This is a genomic window from Lysobacter sp. 5GHs7-4, assembly GCF_021284765.1.
Taxonomy (GTDB): Bacteria; Pseudomonadota; Gammaproteobacteria; order Xanthomonadales; family Xanthomonadaceae; genus Lysobacter.
In genome coordinates this window covers 1,909,545-1,933,446 of the sequence record NZ_CP089924.1, presented here as the reverse complement: position 1 = coordinate 1,933,446, position 23,902 = coordinate 1,909,545, and the positions used below count along the sequence as shown (strand labels likewise).

The 23,902-nt window shown below is 68.2% G+C and carries 22 protein-coding genes and 5 tRNA genes; 7 read left to right on the top strand and 20 right to left on the bottom strand.

Features of this window, described 5'->3' with window-relative positions; all coding sequences use genetic code 11:
* Positions 1-22: 22 nt before the first annotated feature.
* Positions 23-1,087, top strand: a complete 1,065-nt coding sequence (locus tag LVB77_RS08710; RefSeq protein WP_232909747.1) for a glycosyltransferase family 9 protein — start codon at positions 23-25, stop codon at positions 1,085-1,087.
* A gap of 66 nt (positions 1,088-1,153) precedes the next feature.
* On the opposite strand, the gene LVB77_RS08705 is transcribed toward LVB77_RS08710, so the two are convergent.
* The 4 genes from LVB77_RS08705 to LVB77_RS08690 form a co-directional block, all read right to left on the bottom strand.
* Entirely contained in the window at positions 1,154-1,558 is a 405-nt protein-coding gene (locus LVB77_RS08705; RefSeq protein ID WP_232909746.1) for a hypothetical protein, read from the bottom strand.
* A gap of 249 nt (positions 1,559-1,807) precedes the next feature.
* The gene (locus LVB77_RS08700) at positions 1,808-2,812 is read right to left on the bottom strand and encodes a hypothetical protein (RefSeq protein WP_232909745.1); all 1,005 of its coding nucleotides are present in this window, start codon (positions 2,810-2,812) and stop codon (positions 1,808-1,810) included.
* A gap of 403 nt (positions 2,813-3,215) precedes the next feature.
* The gene (locus LVB77_RS08695) at positions 3,216-3,911 is read right to left on the bottom strand and encodes a hypothetical protein (RefSeq protein WP_232909744.1); all 696 of its coding nucleotides are present in this window, start codon (positions 3,909-3,911) and stop codon (positions 3,216-3,218) included.
* A 12-nt stretch (positions 3,912-3,923) separates the two neighbouring features.
* A complete protein-coding gene (locus LVB77_RS08690) occupies positions 3,924-4,334 on the bottom strand; it encodes a DUF6165 family protein (protein ID WP_232909743.1) in 411 nt (136 codons plus the stop codon).
* A 97-nt stretch (positions 4,335-4,431) separates the two neighbouring features.
* Here LVB77_RS08690 and LVB77_RS08685 point away from each other — a divergent pair.
* Together LVB77_RS08685 and LVB77_RS08680 are read left to right on the top strand one after the other, a co-directional pair.
* Positions 4,432-4,522 (top strand) — tRNA-Ser (locus LVB77_RS08685).
* Positions 4,523-4,792: 270 nt separating this feature from the next.
* A complete protein-coding gene (locus tag LVB77_RS08680) occupies positions 4,793-5,497 on the top strand; it encodes a PP2C family serine/threonine-protein phosphatase (protein ID WP_056173368.1) in 705 nt (234 codons plus the stop codon).
* Positions 5,498-5,599: 102 nt separating this feature from the next.
* Here the strand turns inward: LVB77_RS08680 and dnaQ are convergent, their stop codons facing one another.
* The 3 genes from dnaQ to LVB77_RS08665 are packed head-to-tail and all read right to left on the bottom strand — an operon-like array spanning position 5,600 to position 7,536.
* Positions 5,600-6,316, bottom strand: a complete 717-nt coding sequence (dnaQ, locus tag LVB77_RS08675) for a DNA polymerase III subunit epsilon (RefSeq protein WP_232909742.1) — start codon at positions 6,314-6,316, stop codon at positions 5,600-5,602.
* A gap of 18 nt (positions 6,317-6,334) precedes the next feature.
* Positions 6,335-6,790, bottom strand: coding sequence for a ribonuclease HI (rnhA, locus tag LVB77_RS08670; protein WP_232910211.1), 456 nt, complete (start codon positions 6,788-6,790; stop codon positions 6,335-6,337).
* Between the two features lie 44 nt (positions 6,791-6,834).
* Entirely contained in the window at positions 6,835-7,536 is a 702-nt protein-coding gene (locus LVB77_RS08665; RefSeq protein WP_232909741.1) for a methyltransferase domain-containing protein, read from the bottom strand.
* Between the two features lie 230 nt (positions 7,537-7,766).
* Here LVB77_RS08665 and gloB point away from each other — a divergent pair, with 230 nt between their 5' ends.
* The 3 genes from gloB (at position 7,767) to LVB77_RS08650 (ending at position 10,700) form a co-directional block, all read left to right on the top strand.
* On the top strand, positions 7,767-8,546 hold the full coding sequence (gloB, locus tag LVB77_RS08660; protein ID WP_232909740.1) for a hydroxyacylglutathione hydrolase: 780 nt from the start codon (positions 7,767-7,769) through the stop codon (positions 8,544-8,546).
* Positions 8,543-9,781: a lytic transglycosylase domain-containing protein gene (locus tag LVB77_RS08655; protein ID WP_232909739.1), complete on the top strand. Its 1,239-nt coding sequence runs from the start codon at positions 8,543-8,545 to the stop codon at positions 9,779-9,781. Before gloB ends, LVB77_RS08655 begins: the two co-directional genes overlap by 4 nt.
* A gap of 127 nt (positions 9,782-9,908) precedes the next feature.
* Positions 9,909-10,700: an enoyl-ACP reductase gene (locus LVB77_RS08650; RefSeq protein WP_232909738.1), complete on the top strand. Its 792-nt coding sequence runs from the start codon at positions 9,909-9,911 to the stop codon at positions 10,698-10,700.
* A gap of 608 nt (positions 10,701-11,308) precedes the next feature.
* Here the strand turns inward: LVB77_RS08650 and LVB77_RS08645 are convergent.
* The 12 genes from LVB77_RS08645 to LVB77_RS08590 all read right to left on the bottom strand — a co-directional run bounded on the left by LVB77_RS08645 (position 11,309) and on the right by LVB77_RS08590 (position 22,014).
* A complete protein-coding gene (locus LVB77_RS08645; RefSeq protein ID WP_232909737.1) occupies positions 11,309-13,300 on the bottom strand; it encodes a peptidylprolyl isomerase in 1,992 nt (663 codons plus the stop codon).
* Between the two features lie 207 nt (positions 13,301-13,507).
* Positions 13,508-13,584, bottom strand: a tRNA-Asp gene (locus tag LVB77_RS08640).
* Positions 13,585-13,696: 112 nt separating this feature from the next.
* Positions 13,697-13,773 (bottom strand) — tRNA-Asp (locus tag LVB77_RS08635).
* A gap of 79 nt (positions 13,774-13,852) precedes the next feature.
* A tRNA-Val gene (locus tag LVB77_RS08630) sits at positions 13,853-13,927 on the bottom strand.
* 11 nt (positions 13,928-13,938) lie between these two features.
* The gene (locus LVB77_RS08625; protein WP_056173345.1) at positions 13,939-14,211 is read right to left on the bottom strand and encodes an HU family DNA-binding protein; all 273 of its coding nucleotides are present in this window, start codon (positions 14,209-14,211) and stop codon (positions 13,939-13,941) included.
* Between the two features lie 223 nt (positions 14,212-14,434).
* Positions 14,435-16,864: an endopeptidase La gene (gene lon / locus LVB77_RS08620; RefSeq protein ID WP_232909736.1), complete on the bottom strand. Its 2,430-nt coding sequence runs from the start codon at positions 16,862-16,864 to the stop codon at positions 14,435-14,437.
* A 243-nt stretch (positions 16,865-17,107) separates the two neighbouring features.
* Complete coding sequence (gene clpX / locus LVB77_RS08615; RefSeq protein ID WP_232909735.1) at positions 17,108-18,400, bottom strand: ATP-dependent Clp protease ATP-binding subunit ClpX; 1,293 nt, start codon at positions 18,398-18,400, stop codon at positions 17,108-17,110.
* 185 nt (positions 18,401-18,585) lie between these two features.
* Complete coding sequence (clpP, locus tag LVB77_RS08610; RefSeq protein WP_115857347.1) at positions 18,586-19,212, bottom strand: ATP-dependent Clp endopeptidase proteolytic subunit ClpP; 627 nt, start codon at positions 19,210-19,212, stop codon at positions 18,586-18,588.
* Positions 19,213-19,390: 178 nt separating this feature from the next.
* Positions 19,391-20,689: a trigger factor gene (gene tig / locus LVB77_RS08605; RefSeq protein WP_232909734.1), complete on the bottom strand. Its 1,299-nt coding sequence runs from the start codon at positions 20,687-20,689 to the stop codon at positions 19,391-19,393.
* Positions 20,690-20,861: 172 nt separating this feature from the next.
* Positions 20,862-21,491 (bottom strand): alpha-ketoglutarate-dependent dioxygenase AlkB, encoded by a 630-nt coding sequence (locus tag LVB77_RS08600; RefSeq protein ID WP_232909733.1) that lies wholly within the window; start codon positions 21,489-21,491, stop codon positions 20,862-20,864.
* 33 nt (positions 21,492-21,524) lie between these two features.
* Positions 21,525-21,610 (bottom strand) — tRNA-Leu (locus LVB77_RS08595).
* An 89-nt stretch (positions 21,611-21,699) separates the two neighbouring features.
* Positions 21,700-22,014 (bottom strand): DUF2845 domain-containing protein, encoded by a 315-nt coding sequence (locus LVB77_RS08590; protein WP_232909732.1) that lies wholly within the window; start codon positions 22,012-22,014, stop codon positions 21,700-21,702.
* A 278-nt stretch (positions 22,015-22,292) separates the two neighbouring features.
* Here LVB77_RS08590 and LVB77_RS08585 point away from each other — a divergent pair, with 278 nt between their 5' ends.
* Positions 22,293-23,009: a hypothetical protein gene (locus tag LVB77_RS08585; protein ID WP_232909731.1), complete on the top strand. Its 717-nt coding sequence runs from the start codon at positions 22,293-22,295 to the stop codon at positions 23,007-23,009.
* A 15-nt stretch (positions 23,010-23,024) separates the two neighbouring features.
* Here LVB77_RS08585 and LVB77_RS08580 read toward each other — a convergent pair whose 3' ends face one another.
* On the bottom strand, positions 23,025-23,864 hold the full coding sequence (locus LVB77_RS08580; RefSeq protein WP_232909730.1) for a methyltransferase domain-containing protein: 840 nt from the start codon (positions 23,862-23,864) through the stop codon (positions 23,025-23,027).
* Positions 23,865-23,902 lie beyond the last annotated feature (38 nt).

Genomic DNA, 23,902 nt, shown 5'->3' with positions numbered 1-23,902 from the left:
CCGCCGGAGTCTAACAAGTCACGTGAACAACGCACCCCGCTCGATCTGCCTGCTGCGGCTTTCCGCCCTCGGCGATGTGACCCATGTGCTGCCCCTGGTGCGCACGCTGCGCGAGGCCTGGCCGCAGGTCGAGCTGACCTGGGTGATCGGCAAGGGCGAGAAGCGCCTGCTCGATGGCCTGGATGGAGTGCGTTTCGTCGAATACGACAAAAAGGCCGGCTTCGCCGGCATGCGCGCGATCGGCCGCGAGCTGCGCGCGCAACGGGGCGCGCAGGGCCGCTACGACGCCCTGCTGCAGATGCAGGTGGCCGCGCGCGCGAACCTGCTGTCGGCCTTCGTGCCGGCGCGCCGCCGCATCGGCTACGACCGCGCGCGCGCCAAGGACCTGCACGGTCTGTTCGTCAACGAACGCATACCCGACCGCCCCGGCATCCACGTGCTGGACGCGATCGGCAGCTTCTGCGAGCCGCTGGGCCTGCGCCAGACCCAGGTGCGCTGGGACGTGCCGGTGCCGGCCGAAGCCTACGAATGGGCGCGCGCGCAATGGCCGGACGACGGCCGCCCCAGCCTGCTGATCTCGCCCTGCTCCAGCCATGCCCTGCGCAACTGGCGCAGCGAGCGTTACGCCGCCGTCGCCGACCATGCCGCCGCGCGCGGCTGGCGGGTGGTGCTGTGCGGCGGCCGCAGCGAGCTGGAACGCCGCACCGCCGACGAGATCCTGGCGGCGATGTCGGCGCCGGCGCTGGACCTGGTCGGCAAGGACACGCTCAAGCAATTACCGGCCCTGCTGGCGCGCGGCCAGTTGCTGATGACGCCCGACTCCGGCCCCATGCACATCGCCAACGCCATGGGCAGCAAAGTGCTGGGCCTGCACGCGGCCAGCAACCCGGCACGCAGCGGCCCGTACTCGGACCGCCGCTATTGCGCCGACCGCTACGACGACGCCGCGCGCAAGTACCGCGGCAAACCGGCGGCCGCGCTCAAATGGGGCACGAAGATCGAGCACGAGGGCGTCATGGACCTGATCTCGGTCGAGGACGGGATCGCGGCGTTCGAGCGTTACTGCGCCGATCATCCCGTGGCCTGACGCGTCGATCGCTGCCGCCTGAAAAATGCGTATCAGCACGATCGATGCGGACAGCGACAACCGCGCTCAGGAAGCCGGCGTCAGCGGCTGCCCCAGAATCGAGAAGTAGGCGTCTTGCAACTGATGCACGTACACCATGCCCTGGCCGCCGCCGCGAATGCGGGTGTAGTAGTGATCTGTGGCGATGTACCAAGGCGGGTAATCTTCGGCACGCACCAGCACGAAATGGTTCAGGATGGCGAAGTTGAACATGATCGAGCCATTGTGGCCGGTCGAATAGACGAAGCCCGCTTTGGTGAGCCAGTCGTTCGTCAGCTTGATGCCGGACAGGTACTGCGTGATATCCAGGCCCTCCCTGGCGAAGCGTTCGATGTGGGACAACTCGAGCGAGATTTCGCCGCCTTCAGGAAATACTCCGCACGGTGCCGCGTTGAATCGATTTCCCACTCGCAACTCGTAAACGCTGATCATGGCCGTGACGATCTCCCCTGTGCGATCCGTAGACGACGATGCCGGCGCTGGGAGCGACGGCATTACCCCATGCAGCGCCACCATACGGCAGGCAAGACAAACGGCGCATGTGTCGCAGGGCCTCGCCGGCGGATCGGGCACGCGGGTCGACGGACACGTCCGTCATAAGGGCGGCAACGCGAGGAACCGCCTAGCGCCGTAGGCGCGCAACCCGATCCGGCGCAAGGCCGGACCGGGTTATTGGAACGCTTACTTCACCCGCGACAGACCGCGCCAGGTGTTGTTGCCGCCGCCCATCACCGCGTCGGGCGAACCGATCCAGAAGTTCAGGTTGAGGAAGTCCTCATCGTCCTGATACACGTAGCCGTTCGCCAGCGCGTACGGCGACGGCAGGTTGGTCGGCGAGAACACGCCGTAGGCGAAGCCCAGCGTCGGGAAGCCGGACATCAGCGGCGGCGGCGTGCCGCCGTCGAAGTGGCAGGTGTAGGTCCACCAGTTGCCGCCCAGGTTGAAGCTGGGGAACACGCCGCCGCTGGACCAGTTGGCGTTCGCCCAGTCCTCGTTGTCGTGACGGCGCAGCACGCGGCGCGAGCCCGGCGGGCAGAACATGCCCAGGTTCTGCACGGCGTAGTCGTACTGATTGCCGCCCTTGTTCAAGGGATTGAACGCGAACGAGGCTTCCCAGCTCAGACGGCAGAAACGCCAGGTGGTGTTGCTGTTGGACACGGTCGCGCCGATCCAGCCCCAACGCGAATTGGCGTTGCGGCGGTCCTCGTCGTCCATGTGCATCTGCACCAGCACGTGCGGCGACGGGCACGAAGCCTTGTCGGGAATCACGCCGACGCTGTAGAGCAGGTTGAACAACCAGTCGAACCAGCCGTAACGGCCGACCATCGCGGCGGCGCGCTCCTCGCCGATGGCGACGAAACCCGAGCGGCCCAAGATCGACTGGCCCTTGTCCGGCTCGCAGGGGCCGTCGAAGCCCAGCGCGCGGCAATAGATCAGCGCCGCCTTCTCGCCCTCCTCGGCCATGAAGCGGTCCGGATCGACCTTGGAGGTGTCCGGATAGCGCCGGTCCAGGTCCTCGACATAGGCCAGGTGCGCCTTCACCGCGTCGCTGACCGGCGGCTCGTTGCGCTTGAAGTCCTGTTCCTCCTTGGGCGTTTCCGCCTCGGATCCGTCGGCCATCGCCAGCGGCGACACCGCCAGCAGCAACGCCATCCACATCGTCCCTAGTACGTGTTCCTTTTTCACGTTATTGCTCCTTGAGTCGTCCATCCATTGATCGATCGGGCCGGTCCGTGGGCGAGAGGCCGTCCAGACCTGCCCGCTGATGCGCCGCCGGGTCCACACGGGCTGGCGCGGGCCGGACGGAGCGCGGCCACCCTAACGGCGGCAGGCGAGGAAAAATGCGCCGTGGTTCCGCGCGGCGGCCACTTTGGCTGGCCGCGAACGATCCTCACCGCGACGCCGCGGGGCGACGGCGCGAACGCGCCCGGCGACGCTACCGATGGCGCGCACCCTGACGAGACTCGCGCTCGCGAGGGCACTTTGGGTTGCGTGGGGACGCCCTGATCCAGCGCTGGCTGGCGTGGTCGGCCAACCCTCAGTTGCGAGGATGGCGCTTAACTAACGCGCCAGCCCCGGACGGCCGCCGTCAGTCGTCGGCGCCGACCTGCAGGCGCCGCCAGATCGACAGTTGGGTGCGCTGACGCCGGCGCTCGCGGTACACCGCCGCGATCAGGGCCAATGCGAACGCGAAAGCGGCCACCGCCACCTGCGTGCCGCTCCAGTAACGATAGCCGCCTCGCAGCGCATCGATCGCGACGAACACCAGCAGCGCCGCCGCCGCATTGCAGGCCAGGCTGCACAGCACCTTCATGCGATTGAGCACCGGCCGCGACGACGGGTCCACCGCTTCCAGGTACTCGCGCATGCGCCGGTCGATGTCATGGAACACCGAGGTCGACATGTGCGCGGCGTCGGGCAGGGTCAGCCCCTCGTCGCGCTGCAGGCGGCGGGCCAGGAATGCGATCGCGGGCGCCCAGGCCTGGCGCAGCCGGGGCCAGACGATGGCCTGGGCGAAGGCGTAGACCAGCCGCCCCAGCGGACTCAGGGCCAGGCCGAGTACATAGGCGCCGGCGAACCAGGTCGGCAGCGTCAGCTCCGGCGCCTGCGCGCGCAGCAGCCGCAGACCGTCCGGGTAGCGCAGCGCCAGCACGGTCAGCAGCAGGCCGCCCGGACACAGCCAGGCGAGCAGATCGTCGTACAGCCAGCCGCCCGCGGCGCGCGAGCGCGATTCCCCGGCGCGGGGATTCGGATCGCGCGGATCGCGCGTGTCGGGCGCCGGCATCGGCCGCCCCGCTCAGGGCGCCGCGGCGCCGCTCTTGTAGTCCTCGTAGGACTTTTCCTCGACGTAGCTGGAGCCCAGGGCGAGGTTGATGTCCTTCTTGATCCGCGCGCGCTCGTCGTTCTCGAAGTAGACGCTGCGCGCCAGCCGCACGAACTCCTCGTCGAAGGCCTGGGCCTTCTCCTTGATGCGGATGTCGTCTTCGATCACCCACAGGCGTTCGTTCACGGCCTTGAGGTCGGCGCGCAGGCGGGCGATGTCGTGGCCGGCGGCCGGGTGGGCCATCCAGGTGCCTTCCAGCGCCGACAGTTCGTTGCGCACGTTGGCCAGCTTGGCCGGGTCGCTCATGCGCTCGGACTTGATCTGCAGGATGGCGATCTTGTCCAGCAGCTCGCCGAAGGACACCGGAACCAGGATTTCGGACATGTCAGCGCTTCGTTCTGGGGGGCCACAGTGTAGCCGGCCCGCCGCATGCCTTGTGGGAAGGCGTCGCGACCCGTATCATTCCCGGCTCACTGCACCCGGAGAGGTGGCAGAGTGGTTGAATGTACCTGACTCGAAATCAGGCGTACGTTTATAGCGTACCGGGGGTTCGAATCCCCCCCTCTCCGCCAGATTACGCAAAGCGGGCCCGATCGGGCCCGCTTTTTTGTTGGCCGCCGGCCGGGCCGGCGGCGGCGAAACGAGCCGGCTTCGCGCCGAAACGTGTCGCACGGCATGTTTTTTACGCGATGATGCGCGGCTGCGGTCATGTTTCGTTACTGCAACACCGGGCAAGGTCGTCATGGGGACGCGACCGAGCTTGCTGCACGGCCGCTACCACATGATGATTCCGTTTACCTACCCGAAGAGCCCCCGACAAACGCGACCGGCATGATCGACTCATGATCGAATTCGGACACCTGACGCATGTCGGCCTGCGCCGCGAGCTCAACGAAGACACCTATTACGGTGACAGCGAACTCGGCCTGTGGCTGGTCGCCGACGGCATGGGCGGGCACGAGTACGGCGAGGTCGCCAGCGCGCTGGCGCGCGAAGCCATCGTCCGAGAGGTCCGCGACGGCACCCCGCTGGCGCAGGCCATCCGCATCGCCGACGAAGAGATCATCCGCACCTCGCGCCGCCGCAACGACGCCCTGCCGATGGGCACCACGGTGGTCGCCGCGCGCGTCAACGGCAACCGTTTCGAGGTGGCCTGGGTCGGCGACAGTCGCGTTTACCTGTGGCGCGACGGCCAGCTGGCCCAGCTGTCGCAGGACCACAGCTACGTCCAGGAACTGATCGCCAACGGCGCGATCACCCACGAGCAGGCGCGCAGCCATCCGCACCGCAACGTGGTGACCCAGGCGCTGGGCGTGACCGACCCGCGCAATCTGAACGTCGAGACCATGACCGGCGAACTGCGCCCGGGCATGCAGCTGTTGCTGTGCAGCGACGGCCTGACCGAGGAAGTCGACGACCGCAGCATCGCGCGCGTGCTGGCCCACAACGACTGCAGCGCGCAGGAATGCGTGGACAGCCTGGTCGCCGCGGCGCTGGACGGCGGCGGCTCGGACAACGTCACCGTGATCCTGGTCCGCAGCCACTGAGCCCCACCCGTAGGATGCGGTGAGCCGAAAGCGAACCGCATCGACGCGCGAATCGGTAGAGGGATGGTGCGGTTATCACCGCACCCTGCGGTTACGGCACCGCTACGCCGCCGGCGCTTCCATCGCATCCCACACGCACTTGCCGGCCTTCTTGCGCAGCTTTTCCAGGCGCGCCTCGTGCGCGGCCCATTCCTCGGCGCTGATCTGCACGCGCGGACGCGGCGCGCTGGCGCCCAGGTCGAACGCGGCCACCGCGGCCTGCGCGCCGGCCTCGTCGCCCTGGCCGAAGCCCAGATCGCTCTGCCCCGAGGTGAGGCCGATGTAGACCTCGGCCAGCAACTGGGCGTCGAGCAAGGCGCCGTGCAGTTGCCGGTGCGCGTTGTCCACGCCCAGCCGCTTGCACAGCGCGTCCAGCGAATTGCGCTGACCGGGAAAACGCTGGCGCGCGAGCAGCAGCGAATCCTCGATGGTGGCGCGGTCGCCGAGCTTGCCGTACTGCGGCCCAGCCAGGGCAAGCTCGTTGTTGAGAAAACCCACGTCGAAGGCAGCGTTGTGGATGACCAGTTCGGCGCCGTCGATGAAGGCCAGGAACTCGTCGACGATGGCCTCGAACTTGGGCTTGTCGGCGAGGAACTCCAAGGTCAGGCCGGTGACCTCCTGCGCGCCCGGCTCGAACTCGCGCTCGGGGTTGAGGTAGGTGTGGAAGGTGCGTCCGGTCGGACGCCGTTCGACGAATTCGACGCAGCCGATTTCGACCACGCGGTTGCCGCGCTCCCAGCTCAGGCCGGTGGTTTCGGTATCGAGGATGACTTGGCGCATGGGTCGATTCTGCCGAACTCAGCGCGCGCTGCGGTAGCGCTGCGCCTGGGTGCGCGCCAGCACGTCGACGCGCTCGTTGTCCGGATCGCCGGAATGGCCCTTGACCCACTTCCACTCGACCTTGTGGCGCAGGTTGGCCTGATGCAGGCGTTCCCACAGGTCGCGGTTCTTGACCGCCTCGCCGCCGGCGGTCTTCCAGCCGCGCCGCACCCAGTTGCCCATCCACTCGGTGATGCCCTTGCGCACGTACTGCGAGTCGGTGTGCAGGGTCGCCACGCAAGGCTCGTTGAGCGCTTCCAGGGCCATGATCGCGCCCATCAGCTCCATGCGGTTGTTGGTGGTGTCGGCCTCGCCGCCGGACAGCTCGCGCTCGCGGCCCTTGTAGCGCAGCAGCGCGGCCCAGCCGCCGGGCCCGGGATTGCCGAGGCAGGCGCCGTCGGTGTGGATGTCGACGGTCTTGGGGTCGGTCGCCAATGCGGGATCGTGCAAAGCCTGCGGTCCTGTAGGAGGGCCGCGCATTATCGCCGCTGCGACGCCGATCGGCGCAGGTTCGGCGCCGCCAGCGCGCCGCCGGCCTGCCAGCGCAAATTGCGCAGCCGCGCCGGCGGGATCAGCGCGTGCACGCGCTTGGACACGGTCAGGCCGATGCCGGCGCGCAGGCGGTCGGCCGCGCCGATGCCGACCGCGCCGTGCGCGGGGCGCCACAGCGGCCCCAGCCACTGCAGGCTCAGCGAATCGGTGGCGAAGCCGGCGCCGCGCAGCATCGACTGCCAGGTCGCGGTGCCGTAGGCCTCCAGGCCCGAGCGCGCCCAGCGCGCGCGATAGGGGCTCCAGGGATTGAGCGCGGCCAGCCACAGGGTGCCGCCGGGCGCGAGCACCCGTGCGCACTCGTCCAGCAGCGGCATCGGGTCGATGCCGTCGTCGAGCACGTGCTGCAGCAGCACCGCGCCGAAGGCCTCGCTCGCCAGCGGCAGCGGCAGCACGCTGCGGAAGGCGCCGTCGAAACCCAGGCCGTGCCGGCGCAGGCGCACGCCGCGCGCGCTGTTGCCGCCCGGGGGCGAGGTCGCGTCGACGCCGATCCAGGCCCAGGGCATGGCCTGACAGCCGGCCAGCACCCGCGCCATCGCCGCGGCCTCGACATCCAGCAGGCCCTGGCCGGCGACGCCGCCGAACCAGGCGAGCGCGGGGTTGGGTTGACGGCCGGTAGACAGGGCGGGCATGGTCGCCATTCTGTCGGAACCGGCCGCCGAAGCATAACCGTCGAAAACCGCGGCCTGCGCGGGCCGGCGGCCGCAACGCGGCCACAGGCAGCATCGATCCAGACAGGTCTGTTCGGGGCAGGCCGGCTTAAGTCAGTACGCAACAGGCCTGTTCAGTACGTTCGTTCACCCGTTCGTTCAGCAGGCAGGTTCAGCGGGCCCGTCGCAGTGCCCGCCCAGGAGTTCAACGAATGCGATTGCTGGCCCTGCCCGCGCTCAACGACAACTACATCTGGGCCCTGTCGGCCGACGACGAATCGGCGCTGATCGTCGATCCCGGCGACGCCGCGCCGGTGCTGGGCGCGGCCGCGCACGGCCTGCGCCCGACCGGCATCCTGCTGACCCACCACCACAACGACCACATCGGCGGGGTCGAGGCCATCCTCGCCCACTGGCCGGGCATCCCGGTGTTCGCCCCGGACGACGAGCGCATCGGCGCGGCCACCGCGCGCGTCGGCGACGGCGTGCGCCTGCACCTGGCCGGCTGGAGCGCGCGCGTGCTGTCGGTGCCGGGCCACACCCTGAGCCATATCGCCTACCACTTGGAAGACGTCGGCGGCCACGGCCTGCTGTTCAGCGGCGACACCCTTTTCAGCCTGGGCTGCGGACGCCTGTTCGAAGGCAGCCCGGCGCAGATGCACACCTCGCTGTCGCGGCTGGCCGCCCTGCCCGGCGATACCCGGCTGTGCTGCGGCCACGAATACACCCTGTCCAACGCCGCTTTCGCGCGCGCGGTGGAACCGTCCAACCCGGCGCTGCTGCGCCGCATCGAGGAAGCCCAGGCCATGCGCAACGCCGGTCGCCCGACCCTGCCCAGCACCCTGGCCGACGAAGTCGCCGCCAACCCCTTCCTGCGCGTGCAGCAACCGCAGGTACGCGCGGCCGTGACGGCCCGCCTGCGCCGCGAACCCAACGACGACATCGAGACCTTCGCCGAACTGCGGCGCTGGAAAGACGGGTTCCAGGCATGAGCCGGGCCGGCAGCGGCTTGCGATCGCGACTGATCGCGTTGATCGGCGCGGCCGCGTTCGGCACGGCCGCGTTCGCCCAGGGCAAGCCCGCCGAGGCGCCCGCACCAGCCGTCGCGGCGGAGCATCCGAGCGCGCCCGCGGCGCCGGAACCGGCGGCGCAGGCCGCGATCGCCGGCCCCACCCGCAACGGCCGCGAGATCTACCAGCGCTTCCGCGAAGGCCTGGCCGATCCCAGCTGCGAGGCCGGCGCCAGCGCGCGCTGGCGCCAGCATTTCGCCACCGCGCCCAAGCGCCTGGCCGCGAGCAACGACGACACCCTGCCCTTGTTCGGCTACGTGGTCGACGCCTTGCGCGAGGCCCATCTGCCGACCGAGTACGCGCTGATCCCGTTCGTCGAGAGCGGCTACAAGCCCGGCGCGCGCAGCGCCGCCGGCCCGGCCGGCCTGTGGCAGATGATCGCCCTCACCGCGCGCAACCACCGAGTGCCGATTCGTGCCGGCTACGACGGCCGCCTGTCGCCGGTGGACTCCACCCAGGCCGCGGTGCGCTACCTCAAGACCCTGCACGGCATGTTCGCCGGCGACTGGCGCCTGACCGTGATGGCCTACAACGCCGGCGAGTACCGCATCCTCGGCGCGCTCAAGCGCAGCGGCCAGGTCGCGCGCAACGCCAAGCCCGAACAGCTGACCGGCCTGTCCGACATCACCCAGGCCTACGTGCGCAAGCTGCATGCGCTGTCGTGCCTGATGGAACAGGCCGACGACCGCGAGGAATGGCTGCGCGCGCTGGACCGCCCGGTGCCGCGCCTGCAGGCGGTGACCGTGCCCGACGATGTCGCCGACATCGCCGCCTGGGCGCGCCGCAGCGGCCAGGATCCGGCCCAGCTGCAGCGCCTCAACCCGGTCTTCGCCGGCGGCCGCATCGGCCAGGCCGGCAACGCGCGCGCGCCGCTGCTGGCGGTGCCCGCCAGCGCCGTCGGCGCGATCGATGCCGGCAAGACCACCGCGACCAGCGTGGCCGCGGCGCCCGCGGTCGCTGAGACCGCAGCAGTTGCCGCCAACGCCGCAAGCGGGGAGCCGCGCCGGCACACCGTCGCGCGCGGCGACAACGCCTGGACCATCGCCCGCCGCTACGGCATCCGCGTCGCCGACCTGCTGCAACGCAACGGCTTGAGCGCCAACGCCGTGCTCAAGCCCGGCCAGGCCCTGCTGATCGACGCCCAGGCGGCGCCGTGATCCGTACCGGATCGTCCGTCGCCGTGGCGCGGGTACACTAGAGTCTTTGCTCGACCGCGCATCGGCCGGGCGGTACCAACACACGGCCCAGCGCGGCCGCGTCCACCGCAAGTTTTAGGGAGTGCACATGGGTTTCCTGCAAGGTAAGCGCGCATTGATCACCGGCATCGCCAGCGAGCGTTCGATCGCCAGCGGCATCGCCGAGGCCATGCACCGCGAAGGCGCGCAACTGGCGTTCACCTACCAGAACGAGAAGCTCAAGAGCCGGGTCGAAAAGGCCGCCGCCGAATACGGCAGCAGCATCGTGATCCCGCTGGACGTGACCAGCGACGAGCAGATCGCGGCCTGCTTCGCCGAGCTGGGCCAGCATTGGGACGGCTTCGACATCCTCGTCCACGCCATCGCCTACGCCCCGCGCGAAGCCATCGCCGGCCAGTTCCTCGACGGCCTGACGCGCGAGAACTTCGGCATCGCCCACGACATCTCGGCCTATTCGCTGGCCGCGATGGCCAAGGCCGCACGCGCGCAGATGGAAGGCCGCAACGGTTCGATCCTGACCCTGAGCTACCTCGGCGCCGAACGCGCGCTGGCCGGTTACAACGTGATGGGCGTGGCCAAGGCCAGCCTGGAAGCGACCGTGCGCTACCTGGCCTACAACCTCGGCCCGGAAGGCACCCGCGTCAACGCGATCTCGGCCGGCCCGATCAAGACCCTGGCCGCGGCCGGCATCGCCGGTTTCCGCAAGATCCTCGGCCACGTCGAGGAGAACGCGCCGATGCGCCGCACGGTCACGATCGAACAGGTCGGCAATGTCGCCGCCTTCCTGTGCTCGGACCTGGCCTCGGGCGTGACCGGCGAGATCACTTACGTCGACTCGGGCTACAACATCCTGGGCATGACGGGAATCGATAGCGAGTGAGTTCGTGTCGCGCGTAGGCGCGGCATCGAAGTAGAAGAGCCCGGCGCGATGCCGGGCTTTTTCTTTGCGGCACCCTCCTCCCGCGCGCTTTAGCCCCTCTCCCCTCGGGAGAGGGGTTGGGGTGAGGGTCCGGCGCGAGCGCTCAACTCCAACCTCACCCCGAACCTTCATCCGACGCTGCGCGCCACCTTCTCCCACAGGAGAAGGGAGTCAAAAGCACAAAGCCCGGCGCGATGAAGTTTTTTTGTTTAGCCCCCCCTCTCCTTCTGGGAGAGGGGCTGGGGTGAGAGTCCGGCGCGAGCGCTCAACTCCAACCTCATCCCGAACCCTCATCCGGCGCTACGCGCCACCTTCTCCCGCAGGGAGAAGGGAATCAGAAGCACAAAGCCCGGCGCGATGAAGGTTTTTTTGTTTAGCCCCCTCTCCTTCTAGGGGAGGGGTTGGGGTGAGGGTCCGGCGCGGGCGATCAACTCCAACCTCACCCCGGACCCTCATCCGGCGCTACGCGCCACCTTCTCCCACGGGGAGAAGGGAATCAAAAACGCTCAACCCAAAAACAAAAAGCCCGGCTTCCGCCGGGCTTTTCATTACGACAACGCCAGTACCGATCAGAGATTCTGATCGACCACCGTCACCTTCATGCGCTTGCGCTGCGCCGTCACCAGCGCCTTGATGTCGTCGGCGCCGCTGACCTGCGCCAGCTGCGTCTGCAGCTGCTCGCGTTGCGGCGGCGTCACCTGGGCCAGATCGCCCGGGTTGACCTTGCTGACCGCGAACAGCACCGCGCGGCCGTCGGGCAGCATGGCCTTGCCGGGGCTGACCTTGCCGGCCGCCGGCGGCGCGACCGCGAACACGGCCTCGCTGACGCTGGGGTCCGGAATCGGCGCATTGCGCGGCAGGTTCGGAATCGCGTGCGGCGCCGGCAGTTGCTTGGACGCGGCCACCGCTTCCAGCGTTTCGCCGCCACGCAGACGCGCCAGCAGCGCGTCGGCGTCCTTGGCCGCGACCTTGGCGGCGCGGTCGGCGCGCACCGCGGCGATCACCTGATCGCGCACCTGCGCCAGCGGCTGCGAACGCTCCGGCGTATGCGCGGTCACGCGGATCAGCACGCTGTGCCCCGGGCCGATCTCGATCGGATCGCTGACCGTGCCGTCCTGGATCAGGGTGTCGGAGAACGCCGCGCGCAGCAGCGCGCTATTGCCCGCCAGACCCTGCGCGCCGTTGCGCGCGCCATCGCGCGTGATCGGGCCCAGCTTCTGCACCGGCAGCTTCATTTCGCGCGCGGCCGGCCCCAGCGAGGACGGATTCTTGTAGACCAGGTCGACCAGCCGGCCGGTGAAATCGCTCACCGCGCGCTCGCTGTCGGCGCTGGCCTGCTCGCGCGCGATCGCCTCGCGCGCCTGCTCGAAGGTTTCCTGCGCGCCGGCCTTAACCTCGCGCACCTGGATCACGTGCCAGCCGAAGTCGGTCTTGACCGGGCCCACGATCGCGCCCTGAGCGGCGGCGAACAGCGCCTGCTCGAACGGCGCCACCATCATGCCTTTGCTAACCCAACCCAGGTCGCCGCCACCGGCCTTGGAGCCGGTGTCGTCGCTGTTGGCGCGCGCCAGCGCGGCGAAGTCGGCGCCGGCGGCCTTGGCCTGGGTGGCCAACTGCACCGCCTTCTGTTCGGCGGCCTTCTGCGCCGCGGCATCGGCGCCGTCGGCCACGCGGATCAGGATGTGCGAGGCCAGGCGTTGTTCCTGGGCGACGAAGCGGCTCTTTTCCTGCTCGTAGCGCTTAAGCAGCGTGGCCTCGTCGGCCGGTGCCGGCGGCGGCACGTTGGCGGCGTTCACCTCGACGTACTCCAGGGTCACGCTTTCGGGCGCGCGGTAGTCCGAGGTATGCGCCTGGTACCAGGACTGCATCTCGGCCGCGCTGACCGCGCCGGTATCGGGTGCGGGCGGCGGCAGCATGACCAGGCCGACGTCGCGGGTTTCGCCCATCAGGCGGATCAGGCGGTCCATCTCGGCGCTGGTGACGAACTCGCTCTCGACCAGGCTGCCGGCCAGCAGCGACTGCTGCAGCGACTCGCGCACGGTCTCCTGGAACTGCGTCGGCGACTGCGGCGGCACCTGCGAGGCCAGCGCCAGGCGGTAGCGGTCGAGGTTGAACTTGCCGTCGACCTGGAACGCGGGCTGCTCGGCGATGATCTTCTTGACCAGCGCGTCGCTGACCACCAGGCCTTCGCCCTTGGCCGCCAGCTCCTGCACGCGCTGATCGATCAGCATGTCCAGGATCGCCAGCTTGTTTTCCTTGGTCTCGAAATCGCGCGCGTCGAAGGCGTCGCCCTCGGCCGCGCGGCGGCGCTGGCGCTCCTGCTCGAAGCGGGTGCGGAAATCGGCGGACTCGATCTTCTCGTGCTGCCACAGCATCGACACCGGCCACCACGACGGCGCGCTGCGCCAATACGAGGGCGGCACATCGATATGCGCGACCGAGGTATCGGTGCGCCCACCCATGTATTGCTCGATGCCGACGAAGGCGAAGGGAATGATCAGCAGGCCGAGGATCGCGGTGGCGATCCAGCCGGAAGTCTTGTCGCGAAGTTTCTGCAGCATGTCCGGGTCGCGTGGGTCGTAAGCCGGACAGTTTAGCGCGCTTGAGGCCGGGCGCGCGGGCCGGACGCGGCGCCCCCGGACCGGCGCGAAACCGGCGGACCGTCGCAAAACCGGCGGCCCCGCCGGGCGCGCCGACGGCGCGGGCCGGGGCGCGGGCAAAATCGCAGGCAAAAAAGAAGGCGCCGTTTCCGGCGCCTTCGGCAAAACTGGCGGAGTGGACGGGACTCGAACCCGCGACCTCCGGCGTGACAGGCCAGCATTCTAACCGACTGAACTACCACTCCGCTTTTTTGAAACTTTGGAACCTGGCCCGGCGATCGTGCCGCTATGCAACAAAATCTGGGGCTCTCACTTATATAAAAACAAAAGCGCCGTTCCCGGCGCTTTTGGCGAAACTGGCGGAGTGGACGGGACTCGAACCCGCGACCTCCGGCGTGACAGGCCAGCATTCTAACCGACTGAACTACCACTCCGCACTTTGAAACTTTTGGCTCTCTGCCTTGCGGCACTGCCGTTTCCGGCGGGCAGCTTAGCAGTAGGTCCAGTGTGATCTGGTGGGTGCTGAGGGTTTCGAACCCCCGACCCTCTCCGTGTAAAGGAGACGCTCTACCGCTGAGCTAAGCACCCGAGCGAGTCGCTTAGTTTACAGCATCCTTCAGCGCCTTGCCAGCCTTGAACGCCGGGTTCTTCGAGGCCTTGATCTTGATGGTGGCGCCGGTCTTCGGGTTGCGGCCCTGGCGCGCGGCGCGCTTACGGACCTGGAACGTACCGAAGCCCACGAGCGTCACGGTGTCGCCCTTCTTCAGCGCCTTGGTGATCACGCCGATCACGGCGTCGACGGCATTGGCTGCGTCGGTCTTGGACAGCTCGGCGGCATCGGCGACGGCGCTGATGAATTCACCCTTGTTCATTCTTTGGACTCCCTGTGCGGTGTTACCGCGTGTTCTGAGAATCGGCGTGGGCGCTGCGCGAGCGTCACCACGCCGATCGAGTTTGCCGCGCGCTACTGCGTCTTTTGGCAGCTTTCGCGCGGTTGCGCTCGTTATACCAGCGGCATTTTGGGGGTGCAAGCCTGAAAGCTAGCAACGACGGGCCTTCCAGCCGATTCGTTCGCTTTCCGACCAACGGAATCGATCAATGCTTGACGTCCGGCTGAGCCGATGCTTGGCCGCCATCTCGCACCGGAACTTCGTCCGGTCCGGACGTCGGCGCGGGCGTCAACGGACGCTCGAGCGCGATGTCCAGCACCTCGTCGATCCAACGCGCCGGCACGATCTTCAGACCCTGCGTCACGCTCTTGGGCAGGTCGGCCAGATCCTTCTTGTTCTCTTCCGGAATGATCACCGTGCGGATGCCGCCGCGCAGCGCCGCCAGCAGTTTTTCCTTGAGTCCGCCGATCGGCAGCACGCGCCCGCGCAAGGTGATCTCGCCGGTCATGGCGACATCGGCCTTGACCGGGTTCTTGGTCAGCATCGACACCAGGGCGGTGGCCATGCCGATGCCGGCGCTGGGGCCGTCCTTGGGCGTGGCGCCCTCGGGCACGTGCACGTGCACGTCGTGCTTTTGCAGGAATTCGACGTCGATGCCCAGCCGCTGCGCGCGCGCGCGCACCACCGACAGGGCGGCCGAGGCCGATTCTTTCATCACGTCGCCGAGCTGGCCGGTCAGCAGCAGCTGGCCCTTGCCGGGCACCAGGGTCGCCTCGACCTGCAGCAGGTCGCCGCCGACTTCGGTCCAGGCCAGGCCGGTGACCAGGCCGATCTCGTTCTGTTCCTCGGCGCGGCCGTAATCGAAGCGGCGCACGCCCAGGTACTTGTCCAGGTTCTTGGAGCTGACGCTGACCGCGCCGTCCTTGCCCTTCTTGGCCTTGGGGCCGGCCAGGGCGATTTCCTTGACCACCTTGCGGCAGATCTTGGAGATCTCGCGCTCCAGATTGCGCACGCCGGACTCGCGCGTGTAGTAGCGCACGATGTCGCGCACCGCGGCCTCGGCGATCTTGATCTCGTCGCTCTTCAGGCCGTTGGCCTTGATCTGCTTGGGCAGCAGGTAGCGCATGGCGATGTTGAGCTTCTCCTCCTCGGTGTAACCCGGGATGCGGATCACTTCCATGCGGTCCAGCAGCGGGCCGGGAATGTTCAGCGAGTTGGAGGTGGCGACGAACATCACCTCGCTCAGGTCCAGATCGACCTCGAGGTAGTGATCGTTGAAGGCGTTGTTCTGCTCCGGGTCCAGCACTTCCAGCAGCGCCGAGGACGGGTCGCCGCGGAAGTCCATCGACATCTTGTCGATTTCGTCCAGCACGAACAGCGGGTTCTTGCTGCCGACCTTGTTGAGGTTCTGCACGATGCGGCCCGGCATCGAGCCGACATAGGTGCGGCGGTGGCCGCGGATCTCGGCCTCGTCGCGCACGCCGCCCAGCGACATGCGCACGAACTTGCGGTTGGTGGCCTTGGCGATCGACTGACCCAGCGAGGTCTTGCCCACGCCGGGCGGACCGACCAGGCACAGGATCGCGCCCTTCATGTTCTTGACCCGCGTCTGCACGGCCAGGTATTCGAGGATGCGTTCCTTGACCTTTTCCAGGCCGAAATGGTCGGCGTCGAGCACGTCCTGCGCGGCCTTGAGGTCCTTGCGCACCTTGCTGCGCTTCTTCCACGGCACGCCCAGCAGCCAATCCAGATAGTTGCGCACCACCGCGGCCTCGGCCGACATGGGCGACATCTGCTTGAGCTTGTTGAGCTCGTTGCGGGCCTTGGTCTCGACCGGCTTGGGCATGCCGGCCTCGGCGATCTTGCGGGTCAGCTCGTCGATGTCGTTGGGCGCATCGTCGATCTCTCCCAGCTCCTTCTGGATCGCCTTCATCTGCTCGTTGAGGTAGTACTCGCGCTGGCTCTTCTCCATCTGCGACTTGACCCGGCCGCGGATGCGCTTCTCCAGCTGCTGCACGTCGATTTCGCCGTCGACCAGGCCGACCAGCTGTTCCAGGCGCGCGCCCACGGCGTGCGTCTCCAGCAGCTTCTGCTTGTCGCCGATGCGCACGCCCAGGTGGGCGGCGATGGTGTCGGCCAGGCGGCCGGGCTCGTCGATGCCCGACAGGGTCTGCATCAGCTCCGGCGGCAGCTTGCGGTTGGTCTTCACGTACTGCTCGAACAGGGTCATCAGCGAGCGCGCGATCGCCTCGATCTCGCGCTCTTCGCGGTCGACCACCGGCTCGACCACGTGAGCCTGGCCGGCCAGCGCGCCGTCGCGCTCGGCCACGGCGTCGACTTCGACGCGCGAGACGCCCTCGACCAGCACCTTGATGGTGCCGTCGGGCAGTTTCAGCAGTTGCAGCACATGCGCCAGGGTGCCGATGGCGTACAGATCCTCGGCGCCGGGATCGTCGGTCTCGGCCGACTTCTGGGCGACCAGCAGGATGCGCTTGTCGGACTCCATCGCCAGGTCGAGGGCGCGGATCGACTTGTCGCGCCCGACGAACAGCGGGATGACCATGTGCGGGAACACGACGACGTCGCGCAGCGGCAGCACCGGCAGATCCAGCACGTCGCTTGTGGGTTCGGTCATGACAGCTCCGGGGGGAGAAAACACGAAACGGGGAAATCCGGTACGTCTGGCCGGACGCCTTCGGCGGCGCCCGGTGACCGGGAACGCGGGCGATGTAGCCCCTTGCGACGGTTATGGGGGCCTGCGCCATAGGATGCAAGCGGCCCGCGCTTCGCAGCGCGGGCCGGGCAGGAAAATCGCCTTGGAATCAGCCACTTACAGCTGACGACCGGCGCCCCGTCAGGGACGCCGCTGGGGCCGCGTTCAGTCCGCGGCGGCGACCTTGGGCGCAGCGGCCGGCGGGGTCTGGTAGATCAGGTAAGGCTCGGACTTGTGGTCGATCACCGACTCGTCCACGACCACCTTGCTGACGTTCTCCAGCGACGGCAGTTCGTACATAGTGTCCAGCAGCACCGACTCGACGATGGTGCGCAGGCCGCGCGCGCCGGTCTTACGCTTGAGCGCCTTGCGCGCGATCGCGGTCAGCGCGTCCGGACGGAACTCCAGCTCCACGCTTTCCATCTCGAACAGCTTCTTGAACTGCTTGGTGATCGCGTTCTTGGGCTCGGTCAGGATGGTGACCAGGGCCTGCTCGTCCAACTCCTCCAGGGTCGCGACCACCGGCAGGCGGCCGACGAACTCGGGGATCAGGCCGAACTTGATCAGATCCTCGGGCTCGACCTCGGCCAGGATCTTGCCGACCTCGACCTTGCGCTCGCTGCTCTTGACCTTGGCGCCGAAGCCGATGCCGCCGGCCTCGGTGCTGCGCTGCTGGATGATCTTGTCCAGCCCGGCGAACGCGCCGCCGACCACGAACAGGATGTTGCGGGTATCGACCTGCAGGAACTCCTGCTGCGGGTGCTTGCGGCCGCCCTGCGGCGGCACGCTGGCGACGGTGCCTTCGATCAGCTTCAGCAGCGCCTGCTGCACGCCTTCGCCCGACACGTCGCGGGTGATCGAGGGGTTGTCGCTCTTGCGCGAGATCTTGTCGATCTCGTCGATGTAGACGATGCCCTGCTGCGCCTTCTCGACGTCGTAGTCGCACTTCTGCAGCAGCTTCTGGATGATGTTCTCGACGTCCTCGCCCACGTAACCGGCTTCGGTCAGCGTGGTCGCATCGGCGATCGTGAACGGCACGTTGAGCAGGCGCGCCAGGGTCTCGGCCAACAGCGTCTTGCCCGAACCGGTCGGGCCGACCAGCAGGATGTTGGACTTGGCGAGCTCGACGTCGTCGTTCTTCTGACGGCTCTCGATGCGCTTGTAATGGTTGTACACGGCCACCGCGAGGGTGCGCTTGGCGCGCTGCTGGCCGATCACGTACTGGTCCAGCACCTCGAGGATCTCGCGCGGCTTGGGCAGGTGGCTACGCGCCGACTGCGCCTTCTCCTCGAGTTCCTCACGGATGATGTCGTTGCAGAGCTCGACGCACTCGTCGCAGATGAACACGCTCGGACCCGCGATCAGCTTGCGGACCTCGTGCTGGCTTTTGCCGCAGAACGAGCAATAGAGAATCTTGCTGCTATCGCCGGTGCTGCGTCCCTGTCGATCGTCGCTCATGCTTTTGCCCAAATGGTGCGGTGTTCTCCGAGCGCGCCCGATCGGGCCGCGTGCGGATGTACGTGGTGCCTTGTCGGCCCGAGGATAACACAGCGCTCCGGCCCGTCCCCGGGCCGGCCGCCACGTTCATTCTTTGCCGAAAACAATCGCTCGATCAACGGCTTGGGGCCGATGCGGACCCGGCCTCAGGCGGCCTGGATCGAGTCGTCCGGACGCCGCTCAAGGACCTGGTCGACCAGGCCGTACTCGCGCGCGGCCTCGGCGCTCTTGAAGTTGTCGCGCTCGGTGTCGCGCGCGATGGTCTCGATCGGCTGGCCGGTGTGCTTGGCCAGAACCTCGTTCAGGCGCTGACGCAGGGTCAGGATTTCGCGCGCCTGGATCTCGATGTCGGTGGCCTGGCCCTGCGAACCGCCGGACGGCTGGTGGATCATCACCCGCGAGTTCGGCAGCGCGTAACGCTTGCCCTTGGCGCCGGCGGCGAGCAGCAGCGCGCCCATGCTGGCGGCCTGGCCGATGCAGATCGTGCTGACGTCGGGCTTGATGTACTGCATGGTGTCGTAGATCGCCATGCCGGCGGTGACCACGCCGCCCGGGGAGTTGATGTAGAAGCTGATGTCCTTCTCGGGGTTTTCGGCCTCGAGGAACAGCATCTGGGCGACGATGACGTTAGCGACATGGTCGTCGACGCCGCCGACCAGGAAGATCACCCGCTCCTTGAGCAGGCGCGAATAGATGTCGTACGCGCGCTCGCCGCGGCTGGTCTGCTCGACCACCATCGGCACGAGGTTCAGGGCTTGGATTCGGTTGTCCATCTCGACGGCACCTATGGCTGACGTTGAATGCTAGGCAGAGCCTTCGATACCGCCGAAGGTTCCCGGATACGCCCAACTTGGGGCCTGCCGGTCCTCTACGCAAGGGCGTCCCGGGGTCGGGACGCCGGCCTGGCGCGTTCGCTTCCTGCGGATCTTTCCTGCGCGACTCGACCCGGGCTTACTGGCGGATCGCTTCGCTGAACGACAGCGGCTGCTCGGTGTGCTGGGCGCGCTCGGCGATCCAGTCGATCACCTGCTCTTCCATCACCCGGCCCTGCAGGCTGTTCATCAGCTGCGGGTCGTTGCGGTAGAGCTCGATCACCTGCTGCGGCTCCTCGTAGGTCGAGGCGATCAGCTTCAGGGTCTCGTTGAGGCGGCGCGAGTCCAGCATCAACTGGTTGCGACGCGCGATCTCGCCGACCAGCAGGCCGACCAGCACGCGCTTGCCGGCGCTGTCCATGAAGGTCAGGTAGGCGTCGGCCGGGGCCTCGAGGTTGCGGCCCTGGCGGCGCGCCTGCTCGACGGTCTGGCGGGCCATGTCGCGGGCTTCGCCTTCGACCAGCTTGGGCGGCATTTCGACGTGCTGGTAGGCGGCGATCAGCTGCTCGCCGACTTCGCGACGCAGGCGGGTCATCAGCGCGCCCTTGAGCTCGCGCTCCAGGTTGCTGCGGATGTCGGCGCGGAACTGCTCGCCGTCGCCGCTCTTGATGCCGAAGCTCTTGATGAACTCGGCGTCCACGTCCGGCAGCACCGGCTCGGAGACCTGGGTGGCCTTGAGGTGGACCTCGACGGTGCGGCCGGCGAACTGCGGCACGCGCCATTCGGCCGGGAACTCGATCGGGGCGACCTTCTCTTCGCCGGCCTTGAGGCCGACCAGCGCCTCTTCGATGGCCGGGAACATGGCGTTGGAACCGATCACCGTGGCGCCGCGCTCCACGCCCTCGGCGGGCACGCGCTCGTCGCCGGCCTGCGACCAGGTCTCGATCTCGACCGCGTCGCCGGCGGCGGCTTCGCGTTCGATCGGGTTCCAGGTGCGGCGCTGCAGGCGCAGGTTCTCGATCATCGCCTCGATGTCGGCATCGGCGACTTCGGCGGTGTGACGCACCACGTTGAGCTTGGCGACGTCGATGTCGCCGAAGTCCGGCACCACCTCGAAGGTGGCCACGTAGGCCAGCTCGCCGCCCTCGGCGGCCGCCGGCTCGATCATCGGGTTACCGGCGATCTGCAGCGATTCCTGGCGCACGGCGTTGCTGAAACCCTCGCGCAGCAGGCCGTCGAGCACTTCGGCGCGGACCTGCTCGCCGAAACGCTGCTCGATCACCTTGGCCGGCACCTTGCCGGGACGGAAACCCTTGATCTTGGCGCCGCGCGCGATTTCGCGCAGGCGACCGCCGACCTGGCTCTCGAGGCGATCGGCCGGGAGACTGAAGGTCAGACGGCGTTCCAGATTGCCCAGCGATTCGACCGAAACTTGCATATCCACTCCTGCTACCGCGACGGCCCGTCGCGGCACGATGTTGAAGACCTGTCCGACCGCTGGCAGGGCCACGGCCGCCCAGCGGAACTTGCTAGTTTCGCCGATTACGGGCCGCGCTGCCAGCCGGGCCGCAGGGGCTGCGGGCCGGGGCCCGCCCGGGCCGCCCGCCGGCTCAGCGCAGGATGCGACGGAAGGTCAGATTGACCCGCGGGCCGCAGGGCCGGGCCCGCTTGGCCACGCCATGCAGCCAGTGGCGCTGGGTGTCCCCGCGCATCAGCAGCAGGCTGCCGGAGTCCAGCGGGATGCGCAGCGGCGGCGCGGTCGCGGGCGCCGCGCCGCGTGCGACCCGGCGCTTCATCGCGAACACCCGCCGCTCGCCCAGGCTCAGCGAGGCGATGGTCGGGCGCGGGCCCAGTTCGGGCTCGTCGTCGGCGTGAAAGCCCATGCCGTCGCGGTGGTCGCGGTAGTAATTGAGCAGGACGCTGTTGAACGCGGCCCCGCTGGCCTGCTCCACGCGCCGCTTCAGATCGGCCAGCAACGGCGTCCACGGCCGCGGCCGCAGGTGCAGGCCGGAATAGGTGTAGGCGGCATCGGCGTCGCCGTACCACGCGCTCAGGCGCGGCTGCGCGACCTCGCGCCCGAACACCACGATGCGCTCGGCGCGCCAGGGCACCTGGTCGATCAGCTCGGCCAGCACCTCGTGGTCGGGACGGCCCAGGTCCAGGCGCGCCAGATAGGCGACATCGGCGCCCTCCAGGACCAGGGCCTGGAATCCGTCGGCCGGGGCGAACAGGTCCTGCATGCGCGATGGGCGCTCCTCAAGGCGGCGCCGGGCTGGTGCGAAAGGCGGGACTCGAACCCGCACGGGGGTTACCCGCTGGAACCTAAATCCAGTGCGTCTACCAATTCCGCCACTTTCGCGTTCGCGCCGACCCGCAACGCGGGCCGGGCATTCTAGGCGCGCGGCGGTGCCCGGCGCAAAGGCGCGGCGCGGGCCGCGCCCGGCGGCGCTAGTCCGATGCCTGCACGCCCGCGCCGGGGGCGGGCGAGTTGCCGAAGATCTCTTCGATCGCGGCGACCTTGCCGTCCTTGATGGTGATCATGGTGGTCTTGCCGTCGCGGTAGTACTCGAAACGCTCGCCGATCTCGGCGCCGCGCTTGTTCTCCAGCTTCTTGATCCGGCTGGGCGCACCGGCGACCTGATAGACCTGCCCCACCGCGTCGCCGATCACGATGACCCGGTTGCCGAAGTTGACCGAATCGCTGGCCCACGCCGGCGCAGACAGCACCAGGGCCAAGGCGATACCGAAACCGAAACTGCGCATGAGCTCACCCTCCTCCGTGGAAGCTCGCAGGCTATGCCGCGCAAACCCAGCGCCCGCTTAACCGGTACCGGCCATGCGACGAACCGGGGCAATCCAAGCCCGCGGTGCGACGACGCGCCGTACGCAGCCAGCACCGCTTCGCCGCGGGCGCGGGCGCATTGCGAGGCGAATCACAAAACGCCGCGGCGGCGTGACGCAAGCTCGATGCGGGCCAGGCGCAAGAAGCGCCGATCGGCCCCTCTCCCTCTTCGTATCGAAACCACAAGGATCGTCACCTCATGCGAATCATCCTGCTGCTCCTGCTGGCGCTGTGCACTGCGCCCGCGCATGCCCAACAGGTGAACCTGGAAAATCGCGGCACCTACGTTTACGACTTCTACAACGGCGCCGCACGCATCCGCAATCAGACCACGACCGGCTGGGTGCAGCTGCCCAATCACCCCTACGACCCGATGTCGTTCCACTATGGCGTGCAGAGCGCCCCGATGCCTGCAGGCGTCACCACCCACGCCATGAGCTTCTGGTTCTATTCCGACGGGTACTTCGGCAACAACCCTGGCGATAGCGATCACGCCGCGATCATGCTCAAAGGCAGCTGGACCCCCGACAACCCGGCCACGCCCGCCTCCGAGGCGTTCATACAGGGTCGCGGCGCCATCCTCGGCTCGCTGAATCCCGATCCGAACGTGAAGCATCACGGCAGTTCCGCCGTCGAGTTATGGGGCAGCACCAGCAGCCACGTGCCGACGGTCACCGTGCAACAAGGCTTGCGCGACTACACCTGGTACAAGGTCACCATCCACAGCAATGCCGTGGGCGTGGGCTACGACGTGCGCGATCAGAGCAACAACCTCGTCCATTCCTACTCGATCGCGGATACCTGGTACCCGAACATCCCCAACCATCTCGGCGGCTGGTTCATCGCCGCCACCAACACGTCCAATACCAGCAACTGGAGCCTGACGTTCTCGGACGTGCAGATCTGGTGGTTCTGAGCGCGACCCACATACTCAGCGGCTGCTGAACACCGCGACGCGATCGTGCCGTAGCGGCCCGTCGCCGTCGAGCCAAGGCTCGGCGGCGACGGTTGCGGTGCATGGCCCCAGCGTGCATAGCCGGATCGTGCGCTGGCGCGCCTGCCTCGCCAACGCATCCAGCACCTGGCGCAGGATCGTGCCGGTGAACGGCGTATACAGATAGAAGACGGTGCCGGCATCGAAATCGACTGCGCGCGCATCCGCGCAGGCGAAGGTGGCGCGGGTGAGGCGCAATTCTGCGGCGCAGGCCTGCGCGCTGGCGACGTAGGCCGGCTCGATCTCCACGCCGTGCGCGCGCGCCGGCGTGCAGGCGGCCGCCAGCAAGGGCACGTGGCCGAGGCCGGCACCGAGATCGATCAGCACATCGTCGCCGCTCAGTCGCAGGCGCCGCAGCGCGTCGAAGGCATGCCGCGCCGGCGTCGGCTGGTAGAACACCATCTCCTCGCCCAGCGCGGCGATGTCTTCGCCGGGTGCGGGCAGACGCAGCACGCCGCTGACCAGTTCGTCGAGGTGATCGTAATGTTCGCCGTGGACGTCGCCATCGCCATCGCCATGGTCGCGCTCGATCCAGTCGCGCAGGCCGCTGCCGCCAGCGGCGGTGTCGGCGCGTAGCGCCTCGCAGAGCGCGCGATCCAATGCCTCCAGACGCGCCCGCATCGCCTCGGCACGTTGTCGCTGCACGGCATCGCTGCCCGCGAAATCCAGCGCGCGCTCCAGGCGGTCCAAGGCCTGCGAACGCGCATGCAGCGCGTGCAGTTCGAGCAAGGACCGATCCGCTTCCAGCGCGGCGATCAGGGACGGCAGGGCGGTCATCGAATCGGGCTGGCGCTCGGTCTGGACTGAGACGACGC